This window comes from Marinimicrobium sp. C2-29 (assembly GCF_038419845.1).
In the GTDB taxonomy this organism is placed as follows: Bacteria; Pseudomonadota; Gammaproteobacteria; order Pseudomonadales; family Cellvibrionaceae; genus Marinimicrobium.
In genome coordinates this window covers 111,415-134,661 of sequence record NZ_JBCAQT010000011.1, presented here as the reverse complement: position 1 = coordinate 134,661, position 23,247 = coordinate 111,415, and the positions used below count along the sequence as shown (strand labels likewise).

General features: G+C 61.8%; 24 protein-coding genes. 3 read left to right on the top strand and 21 right to left on the bottom strand.

Annotation, left to right across the window (positions count from 1 at the left end):
• Positions 1 to 118 precede the first annotated feature (118 nt).
• The 7 genes from AAE484_RS12230 to AAE484_RS12200 form a co-directional block, all read right to left on the bottom strand.
• Positions 119 to 877, bottom strand: coding sequence for a DsbC family protein (locus AAE484_RS12230; protein WP_341938681.1), 759 nt, complete (start codon positions 875 to 877; stop codon positions 119 to 121).
• 84 nt (positions 878 to 961) lie between these two features.
• A complete protein-coding gene (gene xerD, locus AAE484_RS12225) occupies positions 962 to 1,876 on the bottom strand; it encodes a site-specific tyrosine recombinase XerD (protein WP_445928856.1) in 915 nt (304 codons plus the stop codon).
• Positions 1,877 to 2,045: 169 nt separating this feature from the next.
• Positions 2,046 to 2,399 carry a 50S ribosomal protein L19 gene (rplS, locus tag AAE484_RS12220; RefSeq protein ID WP_341938680.1) on the bottom strand — a complete coding sequence of 118 codons (354 nt, stop codon included), beginning with the start codon at positions 2,397 to 2,399 and terminating at the stop codon, positions 2,046 to 2,048.
• Complete coding sequence (trmD, locus tag AAE484_RS12215; protein ID WP_341938679.1) at positions 2,392 to 3,207, bottom strand: tRNA (guanosine(37)-N1)-methyltransferase TrmD; 816 nt, start codon at positions 3,205 to 3,207, stop codon at positions 2,392 to 2,394. The genes rplS and trmD overlap by 8 nt, the downstream gene beginning before the upstream one ends.
• Positions 3,204 to 3,743, bottom strand: coding sequence for a ribosome maturation factor RimM (gene rimM, locus AAE484_RS12210; RefSeq protein WP_341938678.1), 540 nt, complete (start codon positions 3,741 to 3,743; stop codon positions 3,204 to 3,206). The genes trmD and rimM overlap by 4 nt, the downstream gene beginning before the upstream one ends.
• Before the next feature lie 32 nt (positions 3,744 to 3,775).
• Positions 3,776 to 4,036, bottom strand: coding sequence for a 30S ribosomal protein S16 (rpsP, locus tag AAE484_RS12205; RefSeq protein ID WP_341938677.1), 261 nt, complete (start codon positions 4,034 to 4,036; stop codon positions 3,776 to 3,778).
• Between the two features lie 173 nt (positions 4,037 to 4,209).
• A complete protein-coding gene (locus tag AAE484_RS12200; RefSeq protein WP_341938676.1) occupies positions 4,210 to 6,117 on the bottom strand; it encodes a beta-ketoacyl synthase in 1,908 nt (635 codons plus the stop codon).
• 223 nt (positions 6,118 to 6,340) lie between these two features.
• Here AAE484_RS12200 and AAE484_RS12195 point away from each other — a divergent pair, with 223 nt between their 5' ends.
• Positions 6,341 to 7,369: a GlxA family transcriptional regulator gene (locus AAE484_RS12195; RefSeq protein WP_341938675.1), complete on the top strand. Its 1,029-nt coding sequence runs from the start codon at positions 6,341 to 6,343 to the stop codon at positions 7,367 to 7,369.
• A gap of 96 nt (positions 7,370 to 7,465) precedes the next feature.
• Here AAE484_RS12195 and AAE484_RS12190 read toward each other — a convergent pair whose 3' ends face one another.
• Both AAE484_RS12190 and AAE484_RS12185 read right to left on the bottom strand, forming a co-directional pair.
• Complete coding sequence (locus AAE484_RS12190) at positions 7,466 to 7,969, bottom strand: Hsp20 family protein (RefSeq protein WP_341938674.1); 504 nt, start codon at positions 7,967 to 7,969, stop codon at positions 7,466 to 7,468.
• A gap of 179 nt (positions 7,970 to 8,148) precedes the next feature.
• Positions 8,149 to 9,072 (bottom strand): TIGR01777 family oxidoreductase, encoded by a 924-nt coding sequence (locus AAE484_RS12185; RefSeq protein ID WP_341938673.1) that lies wholly within the window; start codon positions 9,070 to 9,072, stop codon positions 8,149 to 8,151.
• Between the two features lie 204 nt (positions 9,073 to 9,276).
• On the opposite strand from AAE484_RS12185, the gene AAE484_RS12180 reads away from it, so the two are divergent.
• Positions 9,277 to 9,708, top strand: a complete 432-nt coding sequence (locus tag AAE484_RS12180) for a universal stress protein (protein WP_341938671.1) — start codon at positions 9,277 to 9,279, stop codon at positions 9,706 to 9,708.
• Between the two features lie 58 nt (positions 9,709 to 9,766).
• On the opposite strand, the gene AAE484_RS12175 is transcribed toward AAE484_RS12180, so the two are convergent.
• Positions 9,767 to 10,522 carry a SapC family protein gene (locus AAE484_RS12175; protein ID WP_341938670.1) on the bottom strand — a complete coding sequence of 252 codons (756 nt, stop codon included), beginning with the start codon at positions 10,520 to 10,522 and terminating at the stop codon, positions 9,767 to 9,769.
• Between the two features lie 228 nt (positions 10,523 to 10,750).
• On the opposite strand from AAE484_RS12175, the gene AAE484_RS12170 reads away from it, so the two are divergent.
• Positions 10,751 to 11,299, top strand: a complete 549-nt coding sequence (locus AAE484_RS12170; RefSeq protein ID WP_341938669.1) for a macro domain-containing protein — start codon at positions 10,751 to 10,753, stop codon at positions 11,297 to 11,299.
• Positions 11,300 to 11,303: 4 nt separating this feature from the next.
• On the opposite strand, the gene AAE484_RS12165 is transcribed toward AAE484_RS12170, so the two are convergent.
• The 11 genes from AAE484_RS12165 to AAE484_RS12115 form a co-directional block, all read right to left on the bottom strand.
• The gene (locus AAE484_RS12165) at positions 11,304 to 13,712 is read right to left on the bottom strand and encodes a putative bifunctional diguanylate cyclase/phosphodiesterase (RefSeq protein WP_341938668.1); all 2,409 of its coding nucleotides are present in this window, start codon (positions 13,710 to 13,712) and stop codon (positions 11,304 to 11,306) included.
• 138 nt (positions 13,713 to 13,850) lie between these two features.
• On the bottom strand, positions 13,851 to 14,738 hold the full coding sequence (locus tag AAE484_RS12160) for a cobalamin-binding protein (protein WP_341938667.1): 888 nt from the start codon (positions 14,736 to 14,738) through the stop codon (positions 13,851 to 13,853).
• Complete coding sequence (locus tag AAE484_RS12155; RefSeq protein ID WP_341938666.1) at positions 14,735 to 15,820, bottom strand: aminotransferase class I/II-fold pyridoxal phosphate-dependent enzyme; 1,086 nt, start codon at positions 15,818 to 15,820, stop codon at positions 14,735 to 14,737. The genes AAE484_RS12160 and AAE484_RS12155 overlap by 4 nt, the downstream gene beginning before the upstream one ends.
• Positions 15,813 to 16,820 carry an adenosylcobinamide-phosphate synthase CbiB gene (cbiB, locus tag AAE484_RS12150; RefSeq protein WP_341938665.1) on the bottom strand — a complete coding sequence of 336 codons (1,008 nt, stop codon included), beginning with the start codon at positions 16,818 to 16,820 and terminating at the stop codon, positions 15,813 to 15,815. The genes AAE484_RS12155 and cbiB overlap by 8 nt, the downstream gene beginning before the upstream one ends.
• A complete protein-coding gene (locus AAE484_RS12145) occupies positions 16,821 to 17,615 on the bottom strand; it encodes an adenosylcobinamide-GDP ribazoletransferase (protein WP_341938664.1) in 795 nt (264 codons plus the stop codon). It abuts the gene before it with no gap.
• A complete protein-coding gene (gene cobC, locus AAE484_RS12140) occupies positions 17,605 to 18,216 on the bottom strand; it encodes an alpha-ribazole phosphatase (RefSeq protein WP_341938663.1) in 612 nt (203 codons plus the stop codon). The genes AAE484_RS12145 and cobC overlap by 11 nt, the downstream gene beginning before the upstream one ends.
• Positions 18,209 to 19,279, bottom strand: coding sequence for a nicotinate-nucleotide--dimethylbenzimidazole phosphoribosyltransferase (cobT, locus tag AAE484_RS12135; protein WP_341938662.1), 1,071 nt, complete (start codon positions 19,277 to 19,279; stop codon positions 18,209 to 18,211). Before cobT ends, cobC begins: the two co-directional genes overlap by 8 nt.
• 34 nt (positions 19,280 to 19,313) lie before the next feature.
• Positions 19,314 to 19,850, bottom strand: a complete 537-nt coding sequence (cobU, locus tag AAE484_RS12130) for a bifunctional adenosylcobinamide kinase/adenosylcobinamide-phosphate guanylyltransferase (RefSeq protein WP_341938661.1) — start codon at positions 19,848 to 19,850, stop codon at positions 19,314 to 19,316.
• Positions 19,851 to 19,866: 16 nt separating this feature from the next.
• On the bottom strand, positions 19,867 to 20,649 hold the full coding sequence (locus AAE484_RS12125; protein WP_341938660.1) for a heme ABC transporter ATP-binding protein: 783 nt from the start codon (positions 20,647 to 20,649) through the stop codon (positions 19,867 to 19,869).
• A 9-nt stretch (positions 20,650 to 20,658) separates the two neighbouring features.
• Entirely contained in the window at positions 20,659 to 21,708 is a 1,050-nt protein-coding gene (locus AAE484_RS12120; RefSeq protein WP_341938659.1) for a FecCD family ABC transporter permease, read from the bottom strand.
• 1 nt (position 21,709) lies between these two features.
• Entirely contained in the window at positions 21,710 to 23,245 is a 1,536-nt protein-coding gene (locus tag AAE484_RS12115) for a cobyric acid synthase (RefSeq protein ID WP_341938658.1), read from the bottom strand.
• Positions 23,246 to 23,247: the final 2 nt, after the last annotated feature.

Genomic DNA, 23,247 nt, shown 5'->3' with positions numbered 1-23,247 from the left:
GAGCGGGCGAAGCGACTATCGGAATGTTGTTGCCGCGCCTCCGGCGGGAGGCGCGGGGTTGCAACCTTACTGGGCTACCATCGAGGTGTCAATCTGTGCCAGATGGCCGGGGCGACAGTTACAGGCCCAGAGTCTGTGCCAGACGCTCGGGGGGCACGTAGCCCGCCTGCATCTTGCCGTTGGGCAGCAGCAGCGCCGGGGTGCCGCTCACACCGATTTCACCACCGAGTTTGTAGTGCTCGGCCACCGGGTCGTCGTCGCAGCTGACGCTGCTCACGCTCTGCATGTTTTTCAGCCGATCCAGCGCTTCCTGCTGATCCTCGGAGCACCAGGCGGTCTCGAGTTTCTCGCCGGAGGGGCTGTTGACGCCCGCGCGCGGATAGGCCAGGTAGCGAATTTCAATGCCCAGGTCCCGGTAGCCGGGCTTGGTTTCGCCACCATCGCGATACTCGTCAAGCTGGCTGTGCAGGCGCCGGCAGTAGCCGCAGTCGACGTCGGTGAACACGTACACCACGGCCTTGGTCTCGCCTTCGGGCGCAAAGTTGATGGTGTTCTTGTTTTCCAGTGATTTGACCAGTTCTTCGCGCTTTTTGATCACGCGCGGGTCTTCGTAGCGTGAGAAGCCATTGTTGCCCACGGTGAACATTTCGCCGGCAATCATCATGTCGGCCTCGGCGTTCACGTAGAGCACGGGCCCACCGACCACCTGGACCTGATAGAGGCCATCGATGGGGGCCGTCACCACCTCGCCAAATTCAATGTCGGGGCGCGCGTCACTCAATACTTCGAGGATTCGTTCTTCGGTGGACTGATCCTGAGCCACCGCCATGGCACAACCGGCGGTTCCCAGCAATCCCATCAAAATCTGTTTCAGCATAGCGTTGTTCCTGTGATATCACGGGTTAAAAGAGTGCGATGGCGAGCCGCCATTTCATTCAGCTTTTGGGTCTCCGGAGCTGCCTCAACCACGCGGGTGATGCTGTGCGTGTTGCTCCTGCAGGCGCGCCTGCGCCACATGGGTGTAGATCTGCGTGGTGGACAGGTCGCTGTGGCCCAGCAACAACTGTACGACCCGCAAATCGGCGCCATGATTGAGCAGATGGGTGGCAAAGGCGTGTCGCAGCGTGTGCGGCGACAGCGGCTTTTCGATGCCCGCCACTTGTGCCCAGTGTTTTATTCGGTGCCAGAAGGTCTGGCGTGTCATGGCCCGGGCCCGAGTACTGGGGAAGAGTATCTCACTGGGCACATTATGCAAGAGCACAGGTCTCGCTTCTTGCAAATAACGCGACAGCCAGTGGGAGGCTTCCTCTCCCAGCGGCACCAGGCGCTCCTTGCTGCCCTTGCCCATGACCCGTACCACTCCCTGGCGCAGATTGGTCTGCGCCAGCGTCAGGCCCACCAGCTCGGACACCCGCAATCCGCAGGCGTAGAGCACCTCCAGCATGGTCCGATCGCGCAATCCCAGCGGTTGTTCCAGATCCGGGGCCGCCAGGAGCCTTTCCACATCGTTCTCCGTGAGCGATTTGGGCAGCGAGCGCGGCAACCGGGGGTTGTCCACCAGTGCCAGCGGGTTCTCCTGCAAGCGCCCTTCCCGCACCTGGTGGGTGTAAAACCCTCGAGCACAGGACAGAAAGCGCGCCGTGGAGCGACTGGAGAAACCCTGCTTGTGGCGTTGAGCCAGATAGTCGTAAACCAGCACACCATCGAGCCGGAACAGGCCACTGCCCTGCTCCACCAGCCAGCGCGCGAAGCTCTCCAGGTCGCGCCGGTAGGAGCTTAGAGTGTTTTCACTCAGTCCGCGTTCCATCCAGATCGCATCCAGATACTGCTCCAGCACCTGGAGTTCGCTGGCGGGCAGGGTTTTGGCTTCGCTCATAGGAGGGCTCGTGGACAAAGGCTCGCGGGCAAAACCTCATCATACCAGAAGGACATAACGCAGTTCGCTGCACATCCCTGTGCTCACTGCATACCGTTCTTCCTGAACATAAAAAAACCGGAGCGGCGTACCGCTCCGGTTTTTCGTCTTACAGGAAAGCTCGTCCGTCTTAGGAGGAGAGCTTTTCCTTGATGCGTGCGGCACGGCCGGTCAGGTCGCGCAGATAGTACAGCTTGGCCTGACGCACATCGCCCTTACGCTTGACCGCAATGCTGTCAACCTGACGGCTGTGGGTCTGGAAGGTACGCTCAACGCCCACACCGTGGGATACCTTGCGCAGGGTGAAAGCGGAGTTCAGTCCGCGGTTGCGCTTGCCGATCACCACGCCTTCAAAGGCCTGCAGACGCTCGCGGTTGCCTTCCGTTACCTTTACCTGTACCACAACGGTATCGCCGGGGGCGAAGTCGGGTACGTCTTGCTTCATCTGTTCGCTTTCCAGCGCCTGAATGATTTTGTTAGTCATGCCTAGTCTCCTGAGAGTCTGTAGCTTCACAGCTAGAGTTGGTCAAATCAAGGTCCCGACGAAAGTCCGTCAACAGCACCCGCTGTTCCTCGGTTAAGTCTATTGCTTGCAATAAATCCGGCCGTTTCAGCCAGGTTCGCCCCAGCGCCTGTTTCAGGCGCCAGCGCCGAATCTTTTTGTGGTCCCCGGAAAGCAGCACCTCCGGAACCCTTCGCCCTTCAAAGTCCTCAGGGCGGGTGTAATGTGGGCAGTCCAACAGCCCTTCGGCAAAGGAGTCCTGTTCCGCCGACTGGGCGTGGCCCAGCGCGCCCGGAATCAACCGGGTCACCGCGTCGATCACGACCATGGCGGGCAACTCACCGCCACTGAGCACATAATCGCCAATCGACCATTCCTGGTCGACAACACTCTCCAGCAGACGCTCGTCAATGCCTTCGTAGCGTCCGGCTACCAGTATCATGGAGCCGACTTCGGCCAGCGTCTCCACCCCGGACTGGTCCAGGGGTCGCCCCTGGGGCGACAGATAGATCACCGGGACGTCCTCACCGGTCCAGCGTCTGGCCGCGTCAATGGCCGAACGCAGCGGCTCAACCATCATCACCATTCCCGGGCCACCGCCGTAGGGGCGATCATCCACGGTGCGGTGCCGGTCCCGGGTAAAATCCCGCGGGTTCCAGCACTCCACCTCGATCAGCCCCTGCTTGACCGCCCGGCCGGTGACACCGAAACCGGTCACCGCCTGCAGCATTTCGGGGAAGAGGCTAACCACCGCCAGTCTGACCGGCTGTCGCTCAGCGTCAGTGGTCAAAACTCCGGATCCCATTCCACGTCAATGCGCCCGCCCGTCAGGTCCACCGAGTGCACATACTGCTCGGGCACATAGGGCACCAGACGCTCGCGCTGATCCAGGCTCTCGCTGTCGGGCTGTACGACCAGTACATCGTTGGCGCCCGTATCGAGTATTTGAGCCACGTACCCCAGATCAAGGCTCTCGCCCTGCCAGTGGCTGATAACGCGCAGCCCCTGCAACTGGTGCCAGTAATATTCTTCGGACTCAAGGTCGGGCAGCTGGTCCTTGTCCACCGCGATGGTAATGCCCGTGTACATCGCCGCCTGATCCCGGTCGTCGACGCCCTTGATATGGGCGACGAAGCCCTTCCCGTGAGGGCGGCTATCATCTATTTCCACCGTTTTGACACCCCGGGCGGTCTTCAACCACCAGGGACCGTAGCCAAACAGGTTGTCCTGCGGCTCGGTGAAAGAGTGGATTTTGACCCACCCCTGAATGCCAAACACGGCGGTAATGCGCCCGACATCGATCAGATTGGACCCTTTATCAGTCATCGGGACCTCTTCTCTCCGGACGCAACCGTCAATTAAGCGGCGGCTTGAGCTTTCTTCTTCTGCTCTTTCAGCAGGCCATCAACGCGTTCGCTCAGCTGAGCACCCTGGCTTACCCAGTACTCAATGCGCTCGTTGTCGATGCGCAGACGCTCTTCTCCACCGCGAGCGATGGGGTTGAAGAAACCGACCCGCTCAATGTAACGACCGTTACGGGCACTGCGGCTGTCGGTTACGGACAGGTGGTAAAAAGGACGCTTTTTGGAGCCGCCACGTGACAGACGAATAGTTACCATTTAGGAATTTCCTGTAATTTTCCAGTTGGGTGCCGACCTCGTCGACGCCCGGTGAACAGAGCCAATCACACACTGGGTGCGAAAGGCGCGGTATTTTAAGGGATAGATGGGCCTTTGTATAGACCGAAATGCAACCGGATGGGTGCTATTGTCGGTGAATTGGCCCCACTACGTCACTTCCCGGACATATCGGCGAAGCGGTTGGGCAGATCCAGATCGATACTCTGCTCGAATCCGGGCAATTTCACTGAATGCTCGTCCAGCTCGATCAGGCTCTCGTCAATCATGCCCTGACCGAAGTGGTAGAGGGTGTCAAAGTCGCCTTTGACGGCGCCCTGATCGTACTCAGCCGCCTTTTCGCGCACGGCCTCCCGGCGCTGTACATAGTCGGCAAACGCCTCCTCGCCATAGCGACGGCGCAGCATCTGCTCGGCCACGCGGGGCGACAGCAGGCTTGCGGTGGCGTTGTTGCCACCGAAGCCCTTGGAGTTCAGAAAAGCCACATCGATGGGGTTGTCGCGCCGATCCAGGTCCTGCAACGGCAGCGTCAGGCGCTCGCCCAATACGTCCTCGGCCACCCGATCAATGGTTTTGATGCCGGGGATCCAGCCGTATTTGAACACACCCAGACTGGCGATCAGCTGCTCGCCGCTGGCCGAGGACAGGGAGTGCCCCACAAAGGCCTTCACCGCCGATACCGGCCAGTTCTCGATGCCGAACACCCGCGCTACCTTGTCGAAAATCTCCGACTCGGTCACCCGGTTCTGTGGGGTACTGGAGCCGTGCGCCTGGATCATGGAGCGTTTGCGGATGGCCTCATCGCCCAGGATGGCACGCGCCGAGGCAACCGCTTTGGCCATGGTGATGTAGTTGCCGGGCCCGGGCGCGGAAATGGACTTTTTGAAACCATCGGCGTTGATAAAGACATCGTTGACCGCGCCGTGAATGTCGGCGCCCAGCTCCAGAGCGAGAGCATCGTCCATCAGGACCACGTAGGTACTGGCCTCGGCGATGGTAAAACCGCAGTTTTCGCCAAAAGGCCGACTGGTGCGACGCGGGTCGGTGGTATCGCTGCCGTCAATTTTCTTCAGTTTGTCTTCGGCGGCCAGGGCGCCCATGGTGGCGTAGCCGTCGATGATCTCCTGGGTAATGGGTGCCTCGGCGTTGCCCACCACCGCCACGCGGCAACGACCGCTGTCGATATCATCGACGGCGGCACTCAGGTTGTACAGGAAAGAGGCGCAGGCGCCGGCAATCGCGCCGGTATGACCGACACTGCCGATGATGTAGGCGTTGACGAAGTCCGCCGGCATGCTGTTGAGCCCCAGTGGGCACTGTTTGGTGCTGACCCGTCCGCCCTTGAGACGTGACTGCAGCAGGCCACCGAAGCCGTCGTCGTCCATCTGGCTCATCACATTGCTGGCGTAGACCGCAATCTGGTCGGGACGCACGGCGTCAGCGACTTTCTTCCAGGGCAGCCCCATGGACTGCACCGCGTCCGAGGCACCGATGACGGTCAGCTGAAGCGCGCGGGGATGAAACCGGGAGTTGTAGAGTGAGCCGGGGTCGAACCCCTGGGGCAACTGTCCGGCCGATTTCACCGGCAACTCCCGATAGCTCTCCCATTTGACATTGACCGAACCGGTGAGCGTGACCCGGACGCGTCGCTCGTCCAACTCGGTCACCTGCCAATCCGAAGGCACCGGCTCGGGCAGCTCGCGCTGACTCAGCTCAAAGCTCAGGGCCTCGCCGCTGCCATTGAGGTTGGCGCTCTTCTGCCAGTAAGCGGCGTCCACATCAAAAAACGCCGGGTCAATCCGGCGAATCAGGGTTCCTTCCAGGATGGCCGGGCCAAACTGGCGCTCAATCTCTTCGAGACTGTAGGGCCGATCGTCTTCATCACGGTAGGCACCCTCAAGGTAGGACACCAGCCCCATCATCACCGCCAGGCCGGCCAGTGTCTCCCGCCGCTGTTCGTCAGGCAGGCTCTCGATCACCATGCGCCGATAGGCGTGATGACCCGAGCTGCGGCCGGCGGCATTGAACCCACCAAACCCGACGATAACTGGCAATGAAGACATAGCAAACTCCCGACACGATGCGTAAACCCGGAGCCATAGTGCGCAGACGAATCAGGCACCGAGGTTACAATGGTCATAAATAGGCAAGAAGTGTATTGGTATGCCGCGCAATTGTCATGGACAAACTGGCCAATACATATGGTATTTTAGTCAAACCGTCACCGGAAAGGGCCAATTCAGCCCGACGACCCGATTTCATTGACTTAAAAGCCGACCAGACGCCATGGCCACAACCCAAGAGCAACCCAGCCCCGTCCAGATTGTTTTCCTGCTCAGCGACAACATGCTCGCCACCAGCACCACCCTGCCGATGGAAATGCTGCTGACCGCGCAGAGCGCCAGCCAGAGGGGGCAACACCGTCAGACTTCGACCCTGGGCCTGGAGCTCAGCACCGCCTCCCTGAGCGGACAGTCGGTGGTCAGCCGCTCTGGCTTGCGCCTGACGCCCGATTTCTCCCTGGCAGAGGCCCCGTCCCCGGACCTGGTCTATGTGCCGGGCCTGTGGCGCAACCCCCGGCCTGTCATCCGGCGCTCGGGCGCGATTCTGAGCTGGCTGCGGGAGCAGTACCAGAACGGGGCGCTGATCAATGCGGTGGGCACCGGCTGCTGCTTTCTGGCCGAAGCGGGGTTGCTTGAAGGCAAACCGGCCACGACCCACTGGCACTACTTCGACCAGTTCCAGCGCGACTACCCCGAGGTATTGCTCAAGCGCCAATACTTCATCACCCAGGCGGGCAACCTCTACTGCGCGGCAAGCGTCAACTCTCTGGCCGACCTCACCGTTCACTTTATTCAGCGGCTCTACGGCAAGGCCATTGCCAGCCATGTGGAGCGGCACTTCTCCCATGAAATCCGCCGCTCTTACGAAAACAGCGGCTACTTCGAGCAGGCCAAAAGCCGCCATCCGGATGAGGACATTGTGCAGGTGCAACTCTGGCTGCAGGACAATTACCCGAGAGAAGTGAGCCTGGCCCAGGTGGCCAGTCGGTTCGGCATGAGCACGCGAACCCTGAACCGACGCTTCAAGGCGGCCACCGGCCAGACACCGCTGGAGTACTTACAGGAAATCCGGATCAACAATGCGCGGGATCTGCTCAAAACCAGCAACCTGACCATCGGGGAAATTACCGACAAGGTCGGCTACCAGGACACGGGCTACTTCACGGCCCTGTTCAAAAAACAACTGGCCATTACCCCGAGCGAATACCGGGCCACGGTCAGGGCCAAGTTGTTCAGCGCCGATACCCAGTAGGCTGTGCGGCCAGTATTCGTGCGCCCATAAAAAAGGCGCCGGTGGGAAACCGGCGCCTTGTCGATCAAGCTCCCGGGGAGCTTGTCAGGCGGTCATTCAAGCGGCTTTGGTGTCCTTCTGTGACTCCTGTTCGTGCGCCACCTGTTTAACGTTGTCACTTTTGGCATCCTGCCCCACCGCGTCGTCAATCTGGATGGTGCGGGGCTTCATGGCTTCCGGGATTTCGCGCTTCAGATCAATGTGCAGCAGGCCGTTTTCAAAGGTGGCGGAGCGCACCTCGACATGGTCGGCCAGCTGGAACCGACGCTCGAAGTTGCGCGCGGCAATGCCCTGGTGCAGGTACTGGCGCTCTTCCTGCTCGGGCGCCTTGTTGGCCGAGACGGTCAGGTTGTTCTGGTTCACTTCGATGTTCAGTTCAGAGCGATCAAACCCGGCCACGGCCATGGTAATCCGGTACTGGTCTTCCCCGGTCAACTCGATGTTGTAGGGGGGATAACTGGGTTGGTTCTGTTCGCTGCGGCTCAGGTTATCGAGCAGGTTGGCCATACGGTCAAAACCAATCGCGGAACGGTAAAGGGGTGCAAAATCCAAGCTACGCATAATCATATCCTCTTTCAGAGCAATATCAGTGAAAACCTATCATTCGATCAAGTGATCACTCGTTGAGTGACATTGACAGTCATCGCTTCAGCGTGAAGTCGTCGGCTGCCAACCGGGCCCCTCTGTCGAGCGGGCCTGATCTTTTAATAGGGACACTCCCACCGTTTTCAAGTGAGGTTTCACTTTTTTCTGAGGATATCCTGCAGCGCCATGGGCAGCTCGGGATGTTGAAATTGGAAGCCCGCTGATACCGCCACTTCCGGCAGCACCCGCTGGCTGACCAGCAGCAGCTCGTCGGCCATTTCACCCATCACCAGACGCAACACCGGAGCGGGGGTATGGAAGATCGCGGGGCGGTGCAAGGCCCTCGCCAGGGTCCGGGTAAAATAGCGGTTGGTCACCGGATTGGGGGCAGTGGCATTGACCGGGCCGGAGATCTCCCGGTTGTCCAGGCAGAACAGGATCAGTGAGACCATATCCTCGAGGTGTATCCACGACATCCACTGACGGCCCCGGCCCAGGCGTCCTCCCAGACCCAGCTTGAACGGCACCAACATGGCCTGCAGGGCTCCGCCGCCTTTGCCCAGCACGATGCCCGTACGCAGGCGACAGGCCCGCGCGCCCTGATCACCAAAGCGCTCCGCGACCGCCTCCCAGTCCCGGCACAGCTCGGCCCCAAAGCCCTGGCCGTTGCCATCAATCTCGGTCAGCGGCTGCTCCCCGCCATCGCCATAATAGCCAACGGCACTGCCGTTGATGAGGGTTTCGGGAAAGTGTTCACGCTCGTGAAAATGATCCAGCAACGCCTCAGTGAGACCGATCCGGCTGCGGCGGATCTCCTCCTTGCGCCGTTCGGTCCAACGGCCCACCAGAGGTTCACCCGCAAGGTTGATGACTGCCTGAAATGCCGTGTCCGGCAGCTCATCAAGACGGGTAACCAGGGTTACCGACTCGCCCAACACCTTTCTGGCTTTGCGGGGGTCTCGCGTCAAGACCGTGAGCCTGTTGCCCCGTTCCAGCAATGCCTTGCACAGGGGAACGCCAATAAACCCTGTCGCACCGGTGAGCAGTATCTGTCGTTGACTGCCTGACTCTGTGTTCATGGCATAACCCCCAAGCCGTTGAGTATCGGAACATCCTATTCGGGTGGCCCGCCTGGCCGACCAATTCCGGTCAGAACAGGCATTGGGCTCTACCCCTACAGCACGTAAACTACTGATTTTGGGCCGCTTCAGATCATAGACTACACTATCAGTTATACGCGGTTACCGATAATGACGCCACTACAACCCGGGATAGGAATGAGTATGCCCCACTATTCTATTATTCTCGCCGCTCTGGACTTGAGCCCCGACTCGGTGACTGTCATCGACCGGGCGAAACGCCTGTGCGAAGGGGACTGGAGCCGGCTCCATCTGGTGCATGTGGCCGAGAGGCCCGTGACAGCGCTGGGCAGCGCAACCGGCAAAAACCATCGCCATGGGGAGCTTCAGGTGCGCCAGGAGATCTACCCCGAGCTGCACCAGTTGGTCGAGGGTATCACCCTGCCCCCGGATCACTTCCATATTGTCTTTGGCGATCCGGCCAGCGAGATTACTTACCTCGCGGACAAGCTGGGGGCGGAAATCATCGTCTCGGGCAGCCACGGAGAGACAGCCATCAAACGCCTGCTGGGCTCGACGGCCTCGGATATCATCCACGAAGCCCACTGCGACGTGCTGACCGTGCGGATCCGTTGATAAAGACGCATAAAAAAACCGGCGCAAAAGCGCCGGCTTTTTGATAACCCCGGGAGAATCAGGCCGCCTGGGATTTGGTCTGTTCGGCGTACTTGTTGACCAGACCGTTCAGATTCTGCAGTGATTGCAGGTGGCTGAAGATCAACTCCAGACCGTCTTTTTTGAACAAATCCAGCACTTCTTCGTCTTTCAGGGCTTTCAGTTTGTCCCGGTTGACCACGTAAAAACCGGTCAGATTGAAGCCGCCGCCCTCCTGGCCATCTTTGAGCTTGATGTTCGCTTCCATCGGCTCAAGCAGTTCCAGCTCCGCCAGCTTTTTGCAGAATACATTGGTCAGCTCAGCGCGGTACTGGTAGTCCTTCAGAAACTCCATGACACCTTTGAGCTCTTCGGTCTGCTCGCCGCTCTCGGTGAACAGGCGCTTGCCTTCAGTGCCGTCTTTGCTCCATCCCTCAAACTGGTCATCAATGCACAGGGTGAAGTTCTCACTCTTGCCATCATTGGCAAACGCAAAGGGGTAGCGACGGATAAAGCCGGGCACGTAACGCAGCGTCAGGCGCTCTTTATCGTCCAGAAACAGGTTCTGGCCCTTTTTCAGCCCCATGACGCCCAGCGGTACATAGCCGCCATCATCCTGGGTTTTGGCGAAAATGACCGGAAGCTCACGCGCGACAGAGGCAATCTCGGTGGCCAGCAGTGGCACGGAATTCAACTCGCGGGTAAAGGCGTGATTGTCAATATGGATCGACCAGTCGCGGTGCGCTTCGCTGGAAACGGGCTGGATGTTGTTGTAGATCAGTAGTTGTTTGGACACTGGATTACCTCATTGTTATTTTCAAGCGCCGGGGCGGGCGCCGTGACAGAAGAAAAAAGAGATACTAGCATTTTCCCCTGCTCTGTCACCACCCGCTGTGCGCCCTTTCGGTACACAGCACAGCTCTGGGCCGGAGGTCGGTGCTGAGATAGAAACCCTCGACAGCGTCAGCGGGCACAGCCACAATAGTCCCTACCCTCTTCCCAACCCCGGAAAATGGAGGAACGCATGAGCGACAAGCGTCCTTTTGCCATCAGCCGGAATGGCGTCACCATCGAATGCGCTCAGGGCGACATCACCCGCCAGGACGATATGGACGCGATCGTCAACGCCGCCAACGCCCAATTGGCCACTGGCGGTGGTGTAGCCGGGGCCATTCACCGCGCCGCCGGCCCCGCCCTGTACGAGGAGTGCCGCCCGCTGGCGCCCATCAAGCCCGGCCAGGCGGTCATAACCGGGGCTCACAATCTGCCCAACCGGCATGTGATTCACTGCCTGGGGCCGGTGTACGGCACCGATGAACCCTCCGACCGATTGCTGGCGGACTGTTATCGGAATGCCCTGAGTCTGGCAGATGAAGCGGGACTCAACTCCATCGCGTTTCCCTCCATCTCCACAGGCGCCTTTGGTTACCCCATGAAAGACGCGGCCGGAGTGGCCTTTGCCACCCTGCTGGACAGCCTGCCCCGGCTGAGCTCACTGAAAACCATCCGGCTGGTGCTGTTCAGTGAAAGTGACTGTGATCGGCACCGGGAGGTGCTGCGGGAAATGGCCTGACCGATCAGCGCGGCGGTTTTGAAGCGGGCCCCTCGGCCCGCTCGCATAACAGCGTTTCGAAACGACAGGGTCGGTGAAGGCCAAACCCCTGACAGTAATCCACCCCCATATCCGCCAGCATTCTGGTGGTTTCATCATTTTCGACGAATTCAGCGATGGTTTTTTTGTTCAGGGTCTGGCCGATATCATTGATAGCCCGGACCATGGCCAGATCGGTATTGTCCGTCGCCATATCGCGCACAAAAATACCGTCGATTTTCAGGTAGTCCACGGGGAGACGCCTCAGATAACTGAATGATGACAGCCCCGTGCCAAAGTCATCCAGGGCAAAGCGGCAACCGCGCTTCCCCAGACGGGTCATGAACTCAATGGCCTCGGCCAGGTTGTTGACGGCCGCGGTTTCGGTAATCTCGAAGCAGATTTTTCGGGCGGGCACCCGATGCCGGTCAAACGCATCAATGACAAAGCTCTGAAAGTCGGGCTGGTCGAACGAGCGGCCCGACAGATTGATATGGCAGGACTCCAGTTTGTCCAGATGTTCGGGATGCGCGGCGAGTTGACTGAGCACCCGCTCGATCACCCAGCGGTCAATCTGGTGGGCCGCGCCAAAACGCTCCGCGGCGGGCAGAAAGGTGCCGGGCGGCACGACTTCCCCCTCCTCGTTGCGCAAGCGCACCAGCACCTCGTAACGCAGCTCCCCGTTGTGCCCTGACGGCACGATAAGCTGCGCGTCCAGAAACAATCGGTCGTCCTGCAGGGCATCGCGAATACGGTTGAGCCATTCCATCTGACCGCGCTGCTCGACCAGCTGTTGATCATCTTCGCGCGACACATAGAGCCGGTTGCGCCCCTGTTCTTTGGCCATGTAACAGGCAATATCCGCCGCCCGGTGCAGGCTTTCCACATCCTGGCTGCGGGCGGTGATCGGCACCAGCCCAACACTGCAACTGATATTGTAACGACGCTCGTCCCAGACAAAGGCGGTTTCCTCCAGGGCCCGGCGTAGCCGTTCAACAATGTGCGTCGCGGTATCAAGCTCGCAATTCTCCAGAACGATGCCGAACTCGTCCCCGCCCAGCCGGGCCAGCATATCGCCGTCGCGCAGAATCTCCTCGAAGATATCCACAACCTGACACAGAACCCGATCACCCGCCGCATGGCCGGAGGTGTCATTGATCAATTTGAACTGGTCCAGGTCAATAAAGCACAGCACATGGTGTGACTGCTCGGCGCGGGCACGCGCCAGCGACTCCGACAGACGACGTTCAAACGCGCGGCGATTGAACAGCCCTGTCAGAGCATCGTGGGTCGCCTGGTGAGTGAGTTCAACCGAGAGGCGGTGGGACTCGGAAACGTCCTCCATGATGACAATGAAATCGGGTGCGCCCCGGGATTTGTGCGTCATTCTGGACACGGTCAACCGGGCCCAGACTGCGACGCCGCTGCCCGAAAGCAGGCGTTGCTCCAGCGTGTAGTTACTCAATTCACCGGTCATGACATCCCGCGCCTGCTCCCGGCCCGAAGCCCAGTCATCGGGATGCACCAGGTCGCGATAGCGAAGCCCGAGCAGCGTCTCGCGCGGGTAGGCCATCAGGTCACACAGGGCGGTGTTGGCGTCGAGAATCCGACCGGACTCACTGACCTGGGCCATACCCACCGCCGCCTGCTCGAAAATCGCCCGAAATTTTTCCTCGCTCCCGCGCAACAGGCGCACCAGCCCCCAGCCCATCAGCCAGGCCGCCAGAGCGATTACGGCAAGAAAGGCAATACTGGTGATGGACAAAATCCGGGTCATCCAGCGTGCGGCTTCGGTCATCGATTCGCGAAAGCGGCGGGTGAGCGGCTCTGCTCGTGAGTTGACGTCTCCGAGTTCTTCACGCAGTGCGCTGAGCCGCTCAGGCTCGGGGCTCGGACGCCCCCACTCTGTCTCCAGATTGTGCGCAATCCGCTCCAGCGCCAGAATGGTCTGATCCGATTCGCGCCACACCTCCACAGCCCGGTGCAAGTGGCCCACATCAGAAAAATGGCGGAAGAGCCAGATCATACGGGCCACGTCGTCCGGATGATTGCGGCCCCGGATCATTCCCTCCCGGGCTTTTTCATAATCCAGGGGCTCCCGCTCCATCGCCTTGCGGGCTTCCAGATCCGACAGAGGGACCGTCAGCCAACTTCTGGCCTGTTCAAGCGCTTCGGGGCTGCCTGTGCGACCGTAACGATCCAGATAATGGACACTGGCGATCTGGGCTCTGGACCAGACACTCTGCCCTCCCAGGTAGGCTGCTGCTGCCGCCTGCAGTTGAACGGCGGCGATGGTAAAACCGATGGCCAGAGCAACCAGCACCACCAGGCCACTCACGAGCCCCATGATTTTGAGCTGCTGAGGTAGCGGCTTTCCTCTTGTTATCTTTATCATAGGCTATTGAATCGAACCGATTGGAGTTGGAGTGCCTTCAAGCCGGGGGTCCAAGAATGCTTCCAGTAAAGCAGCTAATGATAGAATACGCCAGTCAGGGCCGCTCCGGGAAGCCCCGGCGTCCCTGTCCGGGATCCGTCAGTCCAGCCGCTGGCGCGCCGTTTCGATATGCTCGCAGAACAGCCTGGCGCCCTGAGCGATACGGATCGTGTGCCGCTGAATGATGTCCGGTGGCACGAAGAACAGATTGCCCTCCTGCACAGCGGTCAGATCCGGCCAATCCTGCCATTCATCCAGCCACTCGGGTCGCTCATCCCCCATGCCACTGGCGACGATTACCTGGGGGTTCCGATCCAGCACGGATTCCATGTTGATTTTGGGCGCGAGCGGTGCTGCATCGGCGTACACATTGCGACCGCCACACAGGCGGATCACCGCACTGACCAGGTGTTCATCGTTCAGCGTCTGCAGAGGTTTGTTCCACACCTGATAGAAAACACTCACCGGGTCCCGCTCGGCGTACTGGTCACGCAGCTGTTCCAGACTCTCAAGATAGTCACCCGCCGCGGTCTCGGCGACCTCCCGGGTGCCGGCCAGAATACCGATGTCGATGACCGACTGGGCCACATCCTCAAGCTCGCGGGGCTCACTGGCATAGACCGTCACCCCCAGACGCTCCAGCTGGCGCAGGGTTTCCTCGCCATTACCCGAGGCCCACATTAATACCAGGTCCGGCTCCAGGGCCAGTATCTGCTCCAGGCTCACGGCCTTGTAACTGCCCAGCTGTGGCAGCTCGCGAGCCTCGGGCGGATAATCGCTGTAATTGACCGCCGCCACTAGCTTGTCGCCCGCGCCGGCGCTGAAGGCGTTCTCCACAATATGGGGCGCCAGCGCAATGATCCGCTCGGCGGGCTTTTCCAGAGTCACGCTCCGATCCAGACCATCGGTGACTTCAATGCCGGCCTGAACCGGCAACGCCAACGCCAGCAACAATCCCAAAAGACTTCCAGAACTCTTCACTCTCATGATGAACCCGCTTCCATTAACGTTCGTTTCAACCGCTCACCCCCATCGGAGGGAATACCACAGCGCAGCCAGGGCAAACTGGCAGATTCGGCATCTTCATGGCACCAGCGCAGCAGAACGCCCGCGCGGCCGAGGCGACAATACAGTGCATATAGCGATTCCCAGTCGCCGCGCAGCGTAACAAAGAGTCCGCCATTGGCCACCGAGCCAACGCTGCGAAAAAGGCCGGGACGCTCGGCACAATAACGCTGCCACTGAGCCTCTAATGCCAGGGAGGCCGTACTCAGACGCCGGCGCTGCTGGCTTTGCCACTGGCTGTCACCGAGTGCCCGACAGCCGATCCACTGGGCCGGATGACTGACGCCCCAGGGCTGCAGCTCCGCCGCGACCGCACTGCTCACACCCCAACGCTCGGCCCGACCCAGCAAGAACCCCAGGCGAATGCCCGCCAGCCCAAAAAACTTGCCCAGCGAACGCAACACCCAGAGGTCGGGACAATGCTCGATCAAGGCCGCCGCACTGTATTCGGGCTGCAGGTCGACAAAAGCCTCGTCGAGCAACATGAGGCCGCGTTGCTGATGGGCATCGTACAACTGGCGGATGGTCTCTCGACCCGAAGTTTCCGCACCGGGGTTATTGGGATTCAAGACCACCAGATGTTCCACCGCTCTCTCACAAACCAGCTCCATCAGGTGGTCGATGTCACGATACAGAACCGGTCGGTGGCCGGCGCTCAGCCAGGCGCGCTGATGCTCGGCGTAGCCCAGCTCGGGAAGCGCCACGGTAGCCGGAGACAGCTGATGCGGCACCCGGGCAATGGCATACTGACTGCCCGGCAGAGGCGTGATGTGTCGACCATCGACGCCATAGTACTGAGCGGCCGCCGCTTTCAGCGCCGTGCCCTCCCCCGGCAACAGCTGCCAGACCTCACTGGGGATATCCGGCACCGGGTAGGACCAGGGGCTGATGCCCGTAGACAGATCCTGCCAGCCGCCGGCCGGCTCACCAAACCACTCCCGCGCCTGCGCCAGATTCCCGCCGTGAACCGGCGCCGATGAAAGCGGTTGAGTCCGGTTATCCATGGCCGCCTCCGCTCAGAATCAGCAGCACTAACAGTGTGGGGACCAACAACAGCAGAACACTGTGGTTGATCAACACCAGGGCGCGCCGCAGATCCCTCTGATCCGGTTCGCGCTCCGAGCCCATCCAGGGTTTTTCTGCTGCCGCGCCGTGATAACTCGTCGGGCCACCCAGTCTGACATCCAGCGCACCGGCGCCGGCGCACATGACCGGCCCGGCATTGGGACTGGCACAGGCTCCGGCCTGGGTGCGCCAGGCATTCAGTGCCGATGGCACCGAACGCCATGACCCGGTGACCAGCGGTGCCGAGAGCGCAAACGCCAGTGCCGTCAGACGCGCCGGCAAGAGATTCAGCAGGTCGTCCCAACGCGCTGCAGCCCAGCCAAAGTGGCGATGGCGCGCCGTCCGGTAGCCCCAGAGCGCATCCAGGGTATTGCTCAACCGGTAGAGCACCGCCCCGGGAATACCCGCCACCAGGAACCAGAACAGGGGCCCGACAATGGCATCACAAGTGTTTTCCAGCCCCGATTCAATCGCCGCCCGGCGCAGATCGGGCCACTGCAGCGATTCACAATCGCGGCTGACCACCCGCCCTACCTGTGCTCGGGCCTCGTCGATGGTTCCGCCCTGCAACGCCGCCTCAATTTCATTCAGGTGCTGGACCAGACTGCGCCACCCCAGGGCCCAATAGAGCACAAAGGACGCGACCACCCCGTAAACAAGCATGGCCCCGAGGCCGCTAGACAATAGTCGCCATTGAATCCAGAACGCCAGCGCGGTCAGGGGGCCCGTCAGCAGCAAGAGTGCCAGCAAGCCCTTTAGCCGCTGAGCCAAGGGGTAACTCTCGGTATCCGCCCTTCCCGCTCGGTTGAGAATTGACTCCACCCCGGCGGCAAGCCTGCCGAAGCCCAGCAGGGGATGCCAACGCCTGGGTTCCCCCAGACACCGGTCCAGTACGCACGCGGCCAGCAGACCCGTTGCTGTCAGCAGAGGGAGACTCATCTATGCCAACCCTCCCAGGGTGAATGCCAACACCAGCAGTATTGCCAACTCGCCCAACTCCACCAGACCGCCCAGACAATCACCGGTAAAACCTCCGACGCAACGAACCCAGAGCGTGCGCCAGCCCAGGGTCAACACCGCCAGAACCGCCAATATCAGAAGAGCCAACCCCAGCGGCCAAAGCGCGAAGGCTGAGAGTACCCCGGCCAGAATGACACCGAGAAGCGCTCGTCGGGGCAGATGAGCTTTGAGGGTGGCCGCCATCCCCCGATCGCGGGCATAGTCACAACTGAGCATATAGGGCAACAACAGACCCCGGGCCAACCCCGGCAAGAGCACCCAACTGGCGAGGCTGAGGCCGCCGCTTTGCAGCAGAACGGTCAGGGCCACCCACTTGCCCAGTACCAGCCCGATCAGCGCCACCACGGCCATGGCACCGCAGGCCGGCTCGCGCATCACCGCCAGAGTCCGATCCCGCCGTTGCGACGCGTCGGCGCTTTTGTGCCCGGCAAAATACCCGTCCACACAGTCGGCCAGGCCATCCAGATGCAATGCGCCGGTCAGCGCCACCCAGAGAACGAGCAGAGCAAAGGCCCCCAACAGGGGCGAGGTGCCGTCGAGCGCACTTTGCGCCAGCCAGAGGACCAGCCCCAAAAGCGCACCAACCAGCGGAAACCAACTGGCCGACCAACCCTGGGTGGCAGCGCCGTTGGCGGGACTCAACCACCGGTGCACCGGCAGGCGTGTCATAAGACCTAACGCCAGAAGCAGCGACTGCCAGAGATCAGCCTTCACCACGGGGCTCCTTACCGCCATTGTCCTCCGCCAGAACCAGTCGACCTTCCCGCCAGCCCAGAGAGGCGAAGTGCGCATAGGGCACCGACATCTGTCGCACCTCGGAGCGTGGACGGCCTTGTGCCTGGGTCAGCAATAGCCGAATGACCCCGCCGTGAGTCACAAGCAACAGATGCTCGTCGGAATGAGTGCGCACCAGACGCTCCAATGTGCCCTGGACCCGCACCGCAAAATCGGCCAGGGGCTCGCCGTTGGGCGGCGTATGGCGCTCGGGATCTTCGCCCCAGAGGCGCAGTTGCGGGTCATTGTCCCAAAGATCGGCGTACTCGCGCCCTTCCCAATCGCCAAAGTGGATTTCGCGCAGATCCGGTTCCAGGGTCAGAGGCAGACCCCATTGGTCCGACAGGGCCTCGGCAAAGCGCCGGCAGCGCTGCAGAGGCGAGCTGACAATCCGCTGCCAGGGCGCCGGCTCCAGGCCCGCGAGCGACGAGCGCATGGCAGCCCAGCCCTCGCGGGTCAAAGCCACATCGGTGGAGCCGCGAAAGATTTCTCCGCCCTCGCACTGGCCGTGGCGTAACAGATCGATTCGGGTCTCAGGCATCACTGACTCCGGCTTCGGAGAAGGTGGCCATTTGCGAATGTAATGCCAGGGCACTCTGTAGCAGGGGCACCGCCAGCGCGGCGCCACTGCCTTCGCCCAGCCGCATTTCCAGCGACAACAGGGGCTGCGCTTCCAGGAACTTGAGCATGAGTCGATGGCCCGGCTCCGTGGACTGATGGGCGAACAGGAGCCAGGACCGTACCGGCGGACACAACCGACAGGCCACCAGAGCGGCCGCGGTGCTGATAAAGCCATCCACCAGCACGGGAATGCCCCGCTGGGCACAGCGAACGTAGGCGCCCACCAGCGCCGCAATTTCGAAACCGCCCAGACACCGGAGCGCCTGCAGGGGTTGTGTGGTATTCACCCGGTGCAGCGCCAGCGCGTAATCAATCAATTCCCGCTTGCGCTCCAGCGTTTCGCCATCGATACCGGTGCCGCGTCCCACTACCCGGCCGGCATCCAGCCCCAGCAGGGCCGCCGCCAGGGCCGAGGCCGAGGTGGTGTTGCCAATCCCCATTTCGCCGCCAATGAACAGTTGTATCGTTTGCTCATCATCGACCTGCTCGCGTCCGGCGGCCAGGGCCAGAGACAGCTGCTCTTCGGTCATGGCCGCCGCTTCGGAGAAATCGGCCGTTCCCTGTTGTCCGGCGGCCTGATTCAGAGTCCGGTCGATCAGCCGCGGATGAGGCTGAGGCGGCACGACACAACCCAGATTGATCACCCGGAAGTCGGCGTCGCAGCGCTCGCCCAGGACACTCACGGCCGCCCCGCCGCGACAGAAGTTGTTCACCATCTGCGCGGTCACGGCCTGCGGGAAAGCCGACACACCGCGCGCGGCAATACCGTGATCAGCGGCAAACACACACAGACGAATACGCTCCAGCGCCGGCCGGACTTGCCCCTGCCAGCCAGCAAACTGCTCGGCCAGGGTTTCCAGGCGCCCGAGCGAGCCGGGCGGTTTGGTCAACTGAGCCTGACGCTGTCGAGCGGCCTCTGCAGCGCGGCTATCGATCGGGGCGACAGGTTGATCAAGCCATTCAAGCGAGGCATCTGAATGCATGGACTCGTCACTCGGTTATGGAAAAGTCAGCCGGTCATTGCGGCTGTTTCAGCGCCAGAGGCAACCCGGCCACCACCAGGGTGACCGTCTCACAGTGTCGGGCCAACACCTGGTGCAACCAGCCACTGGCATCGACAAATTCGCGCGACAGTGCGCCCAAAGGCACAATGCCCGATCCCACCTCATTGCTGACCAGGATCAACTCCAGGGGCGAGCGCTCGGCCTCTAATAGCGCCACCTGTTCGAGCAAACGGTCCCGCTGGGTTTCCCAGTTGCCTGCATGCAGGCAGTTGCTGATCCAAAGGGTGAGGCAATCGATCAGCACGCAGGCCCGACGGTGCTTCAGACGGGCGATGGCGCCAGCGAGATCTTCCGGCTCCTCCAGCAGCAGCCAGTTCGCGTCGCGGCGCTGCCGATGAACATTCACCCGGCGGGCCATCTCCTCGTCGCCCACCCGGGCGGTGGCCAGGTAGATCCGTTCGGCGCCCTCGCGCCCGGCCCAGGCCAGCGCGCGCTCTTCAGCCAGCCGGCTTTTGCCACTGCGGGCGCCACCCAGTATCAGTTGTCTCATAGATCTGTTTCCCGATTCAGTCTGCCAGCACCACCGGCTTGCCGGTACGCGGGTGGCGGATCACCTCCACCTCGGTCCCGAACAGTTCCCCGATCAGCGACTGGGTCACCACCTGTTCGGGCGGACCATAGGCCACACGCTGGCCTTTGTTCAACGCCAGCAGATGATCGCTGTAGGCGGCCGCCAGGCTGATGTCGTGCACCACCATGACCACACCCACACCGCTGTCGGCAAAGGTGCGCACCGCCTGCATCAGCTGGCGTTGATGGCCCAGATCCAGCGACGTCACCGGCTCGTCCAGCAGCAACAGGCGGTCGGCAGTGCTGTCCGGGCGCCAGATCTGGGCCATCACCCGGGCCAGCTGGACCCGCTGTTTCTCGCCTCCGGACAGAGACGGATAAAACCGCCCGGCCAGATGCGCCACGTCCAGCGCCTCCATGGCGTCGTGGCACACCTGATCGTCAATCACCACGCCGGTGCTGTGCGGGGTGCGCCCCAGGCCCACTACTTCCGCCACGGTAAAGGCAAAGGTCAGAGGGTTGGACTGGGTCAGTACCGCCAGCGCCAGAGCCCGCTCGGCGGGTGACCAGTCAGGCAGGGGGCGACCGTTGAACCGGGCCTGCCCGGCCGAGGGCGACAGGTCTCCGCTGATGGCGCGCAGCACCGTGGTTTTGCCGGCACCATTGGGGCCTATGATTGCCAGAACCTCCCCCGGCTCCACAGCAAAGGACACACCGTTGACCAGTTCCGCCCGGTCGATGCGCACGCTCAGATTCTCAACGTCCAGCAGTCTGGTCATTCGTCACCCTTATTCAAAGTCGCGCCGGCGACGCAGCAGAGAGATAAAGAAAGGCGCGCCCAGCAGCGCCGTCACCAGACCCACGGGCAGCTCGGCGGGCGCCAGGGCGGTGCGGGCAAAGGTATCGGCCAGCAACAGCAGGACGGCGCCGCCCAGGGCCGACAGAGGCAGCAATATGCGGTGATCCGGGCCCACCCAGAGGCGCACCATGTGCGGCACCACCAGACCGACAAAGGCAATACTGCCCGAGACCGCCACGGCCATGCCCACGCCGGCCGCCACCAGCACAATCAGACGGGTTTTCAGACGCTCCACATCAATACCCAGATGGCGCGCCTGGGATTCACCCAGCAGCAGGGTATTGAGTGCCCGACCGAAAGCGGGGATGGTAAACAACAACAGAGCCAGCACAGCGCCGGCCAACAGCGCCCGCGGGTAGTTCGCGCCGTCCAGCCCGCCCATGCGCCAGAGGCTCATGCGCCGCAACATTTCATTGTCGGCAAAGTAATCCATCAACCCGGTCATGCTGGCCGAGAGCGCCGAAACGGCAATGCCCATCAGCAGCATGGTCGCCACCGAGGTGCCGTTGATGCCGGTGGCCACCCGGTACACCAGCCAGACCGTCAGCAACCCGCCCAGAAACGCACCGATGGACACCAGCGACATGCCGGCCAGGCCACCGAGTGCCCCACCGAGCGAGGCGCCCAGTACGATCATCAGGCTGGCGCCCACCGACGCTCCGGCCGTGACCCCGATCAGTGAGGGGTCCGCCAGCGGGTTGCGGAACAACCCCTGCAGGATGGCGCCGCAGATGGCCAGTATCGCCCCCACACCGGCCGCCAGAAGCGCACGCGGCAAGCGTATCGACTGGATGATCTGCGCGGTATAGCCGGGCAGCTCCAACCCCAGCAGCGCTCGGGCCACATCCAGCGATGCCAGCGATACAGAGCCCAACAGCAGGGCCAACACAAAGCTCACCAGAAGCGCCAGACTCAGCAGCCAGAGGCTTTGGCGTCGGCGCGAGAGACGCCGATCAATCTGATGAGCGAGCGCGGCCATGTCAGCGGCCCTCCCCGTTGACCGTCACGGCGGCAGATGCATCGCCCAATTCCCGGCGGCTTTGCCCGGACCGGGGCTGAGCTTCCCGGTACAGCTGCGCCAGCCAATCCACATCCAGATGCCGCTCCAGGCTGTCGGCCAGGCGCTCCAGCTGTTGCTCGCGCAGCTCATCAATGGCCAGCGTGGGCGCATCATCCAGGCCCGCCCACTGCAGCAGCGCGCGCTGAGCCAGGGGGTGATCAAAAATGCCATGGACGTAAGTGCCCAGCACCTGGCCATCGCGACTGATGGCGCCATCGCCCCCGCGCTTGTGCAACTGCAAGAGGGGCTCCGCCAAGTCCGGACCGTCGGAACGGCCACAGTGAATTTCATAGCCGCGCAGATCGGCCGGCTCGGCGCCGGGCAGATGCAACTGCCCGATGACCCGACAGAGCTGCTTGCCCCGCTCCAGGCGCGTGTCGAAATCCAGCAGCCCCAGTCCAGTAGTGGAACCGGGCTGGCCTTCGATGCCCTCGGGATCGTCGATGCGGTTGCCCAGCATCTGAAACCCGCCGCAGATACCCATCAACTTTCCCCCATAGCGCAGGTGGCGTTGCAAGTCCCGCTCCCAGCCATGGGCGCGCAGCAGCTCGAGGTCGCGACGCACACTTTTGCTGCCGGGCAGAATCACCCAGTCACAGGCCGGCAGAGGCTGGCCCGGCGGCACCCATTCCAGTTCGATGGCCGTGTTCAGACGCAAAGCGTCAAAGTCGGTGTGGTTGCTGATGCGTGAAAGCGTCGGCACCGCAATGCGCAGCCGGGCGTCCGGGCGCTTTTGACTGGCCGTCAACGCGTCTTCGGCATCCAGGTAGAGGCCATGCAGATAAGGCAATACACCCAATACCGGTTTGCCGGTCTTGCGTTCCAACCAGTCCAGACCCGGTTGCAGTAACGCCAGATCGCCCCGGAACCGATTGACCACAAAGCCGGCGACGCGGGCGCGTTCGGACTCGGACAGCAGCTCCAGCGTGCCCACCAACTGCGCAAACACGCCGCCCTTGTCGATATCCGCCACCAGCACCACCGGGCAATCCACCGCCTCGGCAAAGCCCATATTGGCGATGTCGTTGGTGCGCAGATTGATCTCCGCCGGGCTGCCGGCCCCCTCCACTAACACCAGCGCGCAATGCTCGCGCAGGCGAAGGTGAGAGGCGAGTACGGCTTCCAGGGCCCGGGGTTTGTAGTCGTGGTAGCGGCCGGCTTCCATATTCGACAGCGCATGACCGTGAATGATGACCTGAGCTCCGGTATCGCTGTTGGGCTTGAGCAGCACGGGGTTCATGTCGGTGTGCGGTTCCAGGAGGCAGGCGCGCGCCTGCAGGGCCTGAGAGCGGCCGATTTCACCGCCATCGACGGTTACCGCACTGTTGAGTGCCATGTTCTGGGGTTTGAAAGGCGCAACAGACAGGCCACGGCGGGCCAGCAGACGGCACAGCCCCGCCACCAGCGTACTCTTGCCGGCGTCGGAGCTGGTTCCCTGCACCATCAGGGTGGGCATCC

Bases quoted from the DNA above. Each gene is read 5' to 3' on its own strand.
- AAE484_RS12230 (WP_341938681.1), bottom strand. From the start codon at position 877: ATGCTGAAACAGATTTTGATGGGATTGCTGGGAACCGCCGGTTGTGCC.
- xerD (WP_445928856.1), bottom strand. From the start codon at position 1,876: ATGAGCGAAGCCAAAACCCTGCCCGCCAGCGAACTCCAGGTGCTGGAG.
- rplS (WP_341938680.1), bottom strand. From the start codon at position 2,399: ATGACTAACAAAATCATTCAGGCGCTGGAAAGCGAACAGATGAAGCAA.
- rimM (WP_341938678.1), bottom strand. From the start codon at position 3,743: ATGACTGATAAAGGGTCCAATCTGATCGATGTCGGGCGCATTACCGCC.
- rpsP (WP_341938677.1), bottom strand. From the start codon at position 4,036: ATGGTAACTATTCGTCTGTCACGTGGCGGCTCCAAAAAGCGTCCTTTT.
- AAE484_RS12200 (WP_341938676.1), bottom strand. From the start codon at position 6,117: ATGTCTTCATTGCCAGTTATCGTCGGGTTTGGTGGGTTCAATGCCGCC.
- AAE484_RS12195 (WP_341938675.1), top strand. From the start codon at position 6,341: ATGGCCACAACCCAAGAGCAACCCAGCCCCGTCCAGATTGTTTTCCTG.
- AAE484_RS12190 (WP_341938674.1), bottom strand. From the start codon at position 7,969: ATGCGTAGCTTGGATTTTGCACCCCTTTACCGTTCCGCGATTGGTTTT.
- AAE484_RS12185 (WP_341938673.1), bottom strand. From the start codon at position 9,072: ATGAACACAGAGTCAGGCAGTCAACGACAGATACTGCTCACCGGTGCG.
- AAE484_RS12180 (WP_341938671.1), top strand. From the start codon at position 9,277: ATGCCCCACTATTCTATTATTCTCGCCGCTCTGGACTTGAGCCCCGAC.
- AAE484_RS12170 (WP_341938669.1), top strand. From the start codon at position 10,751: ATGAGCGACAAGCGTCCTTTTGCCATCAGCCGGAATGGCGTCACCATC.
- AAE484_RS12165 (WP_341938668.1), bottom strand. From the start codon at position 13,712: ATGATAAAGATAACAAGAGGAAAGCCGCTACCTCAGCAGCTCAAAATC.
- AAE484_RS12160 (WP_341938667.1), bottom strand. From the start codon at position 14,738: ATGAGAGTGAAGAGTTCTGGAAGTCTTTTGGGATTGTTGCTGGCGTTG.
- AAE484_RS12155 (WP_341938666.1), bottom strand. From the start codon at position 15,820: ATGGATAACCGGACTCAACCGCTTTCATCGGCGCCGGTTCACGGCGGG.
- cbiB (WP_341938665.1), bottom strand. From the start codon at position 16,820: ATGAGTCTCCCTCTGCTGACAGCAACGGGTCTGCTGGCCGCGTGCGTA.
- cobC (WP_341938663.1), bottom strand. From the start codon at position 18,216: ATGCCTGAGACCCGAATCGATCTGTTACGCCACGGCCAGTGCGAGGGC.
- cobT (WP_341938662.1), bottom strand. From the start codon at position 19,279: ATGCATTCAGATGCCTCGCTTGAATGGCTTGATCAACCTGTCGCCCCG.
- cobU (WP_341938661.1), bottom strand. From the start codon at position 19,850: ATGAGACAACTGATACTGGGTGGCGCCCGCAGTGGCAAAAGCCGGCTG.
- AAE484_RS12125 (WP_341938660.1), bottom strand. From the start codon at position 20,649: ATGACCAGACTGCTGGACGTTGAGAATCTGAGCGTGCGCATCGACCGG.
- AAE484_RS12120 (WP_341938659.1), bottom strand. From the start codon at position 21,708: ATGGCCGCGCTCGCTCATCAGATTGATCGGCGTCTCTCGCGCCGACGC.
- AAE484_RS12115 (WP_341938658.1), bottom strand. From the start codon at position 23,245: ATGCCCACCCTGATGGTGCAGGGAACCAGCTCCGACGCCGGCAAGAGT.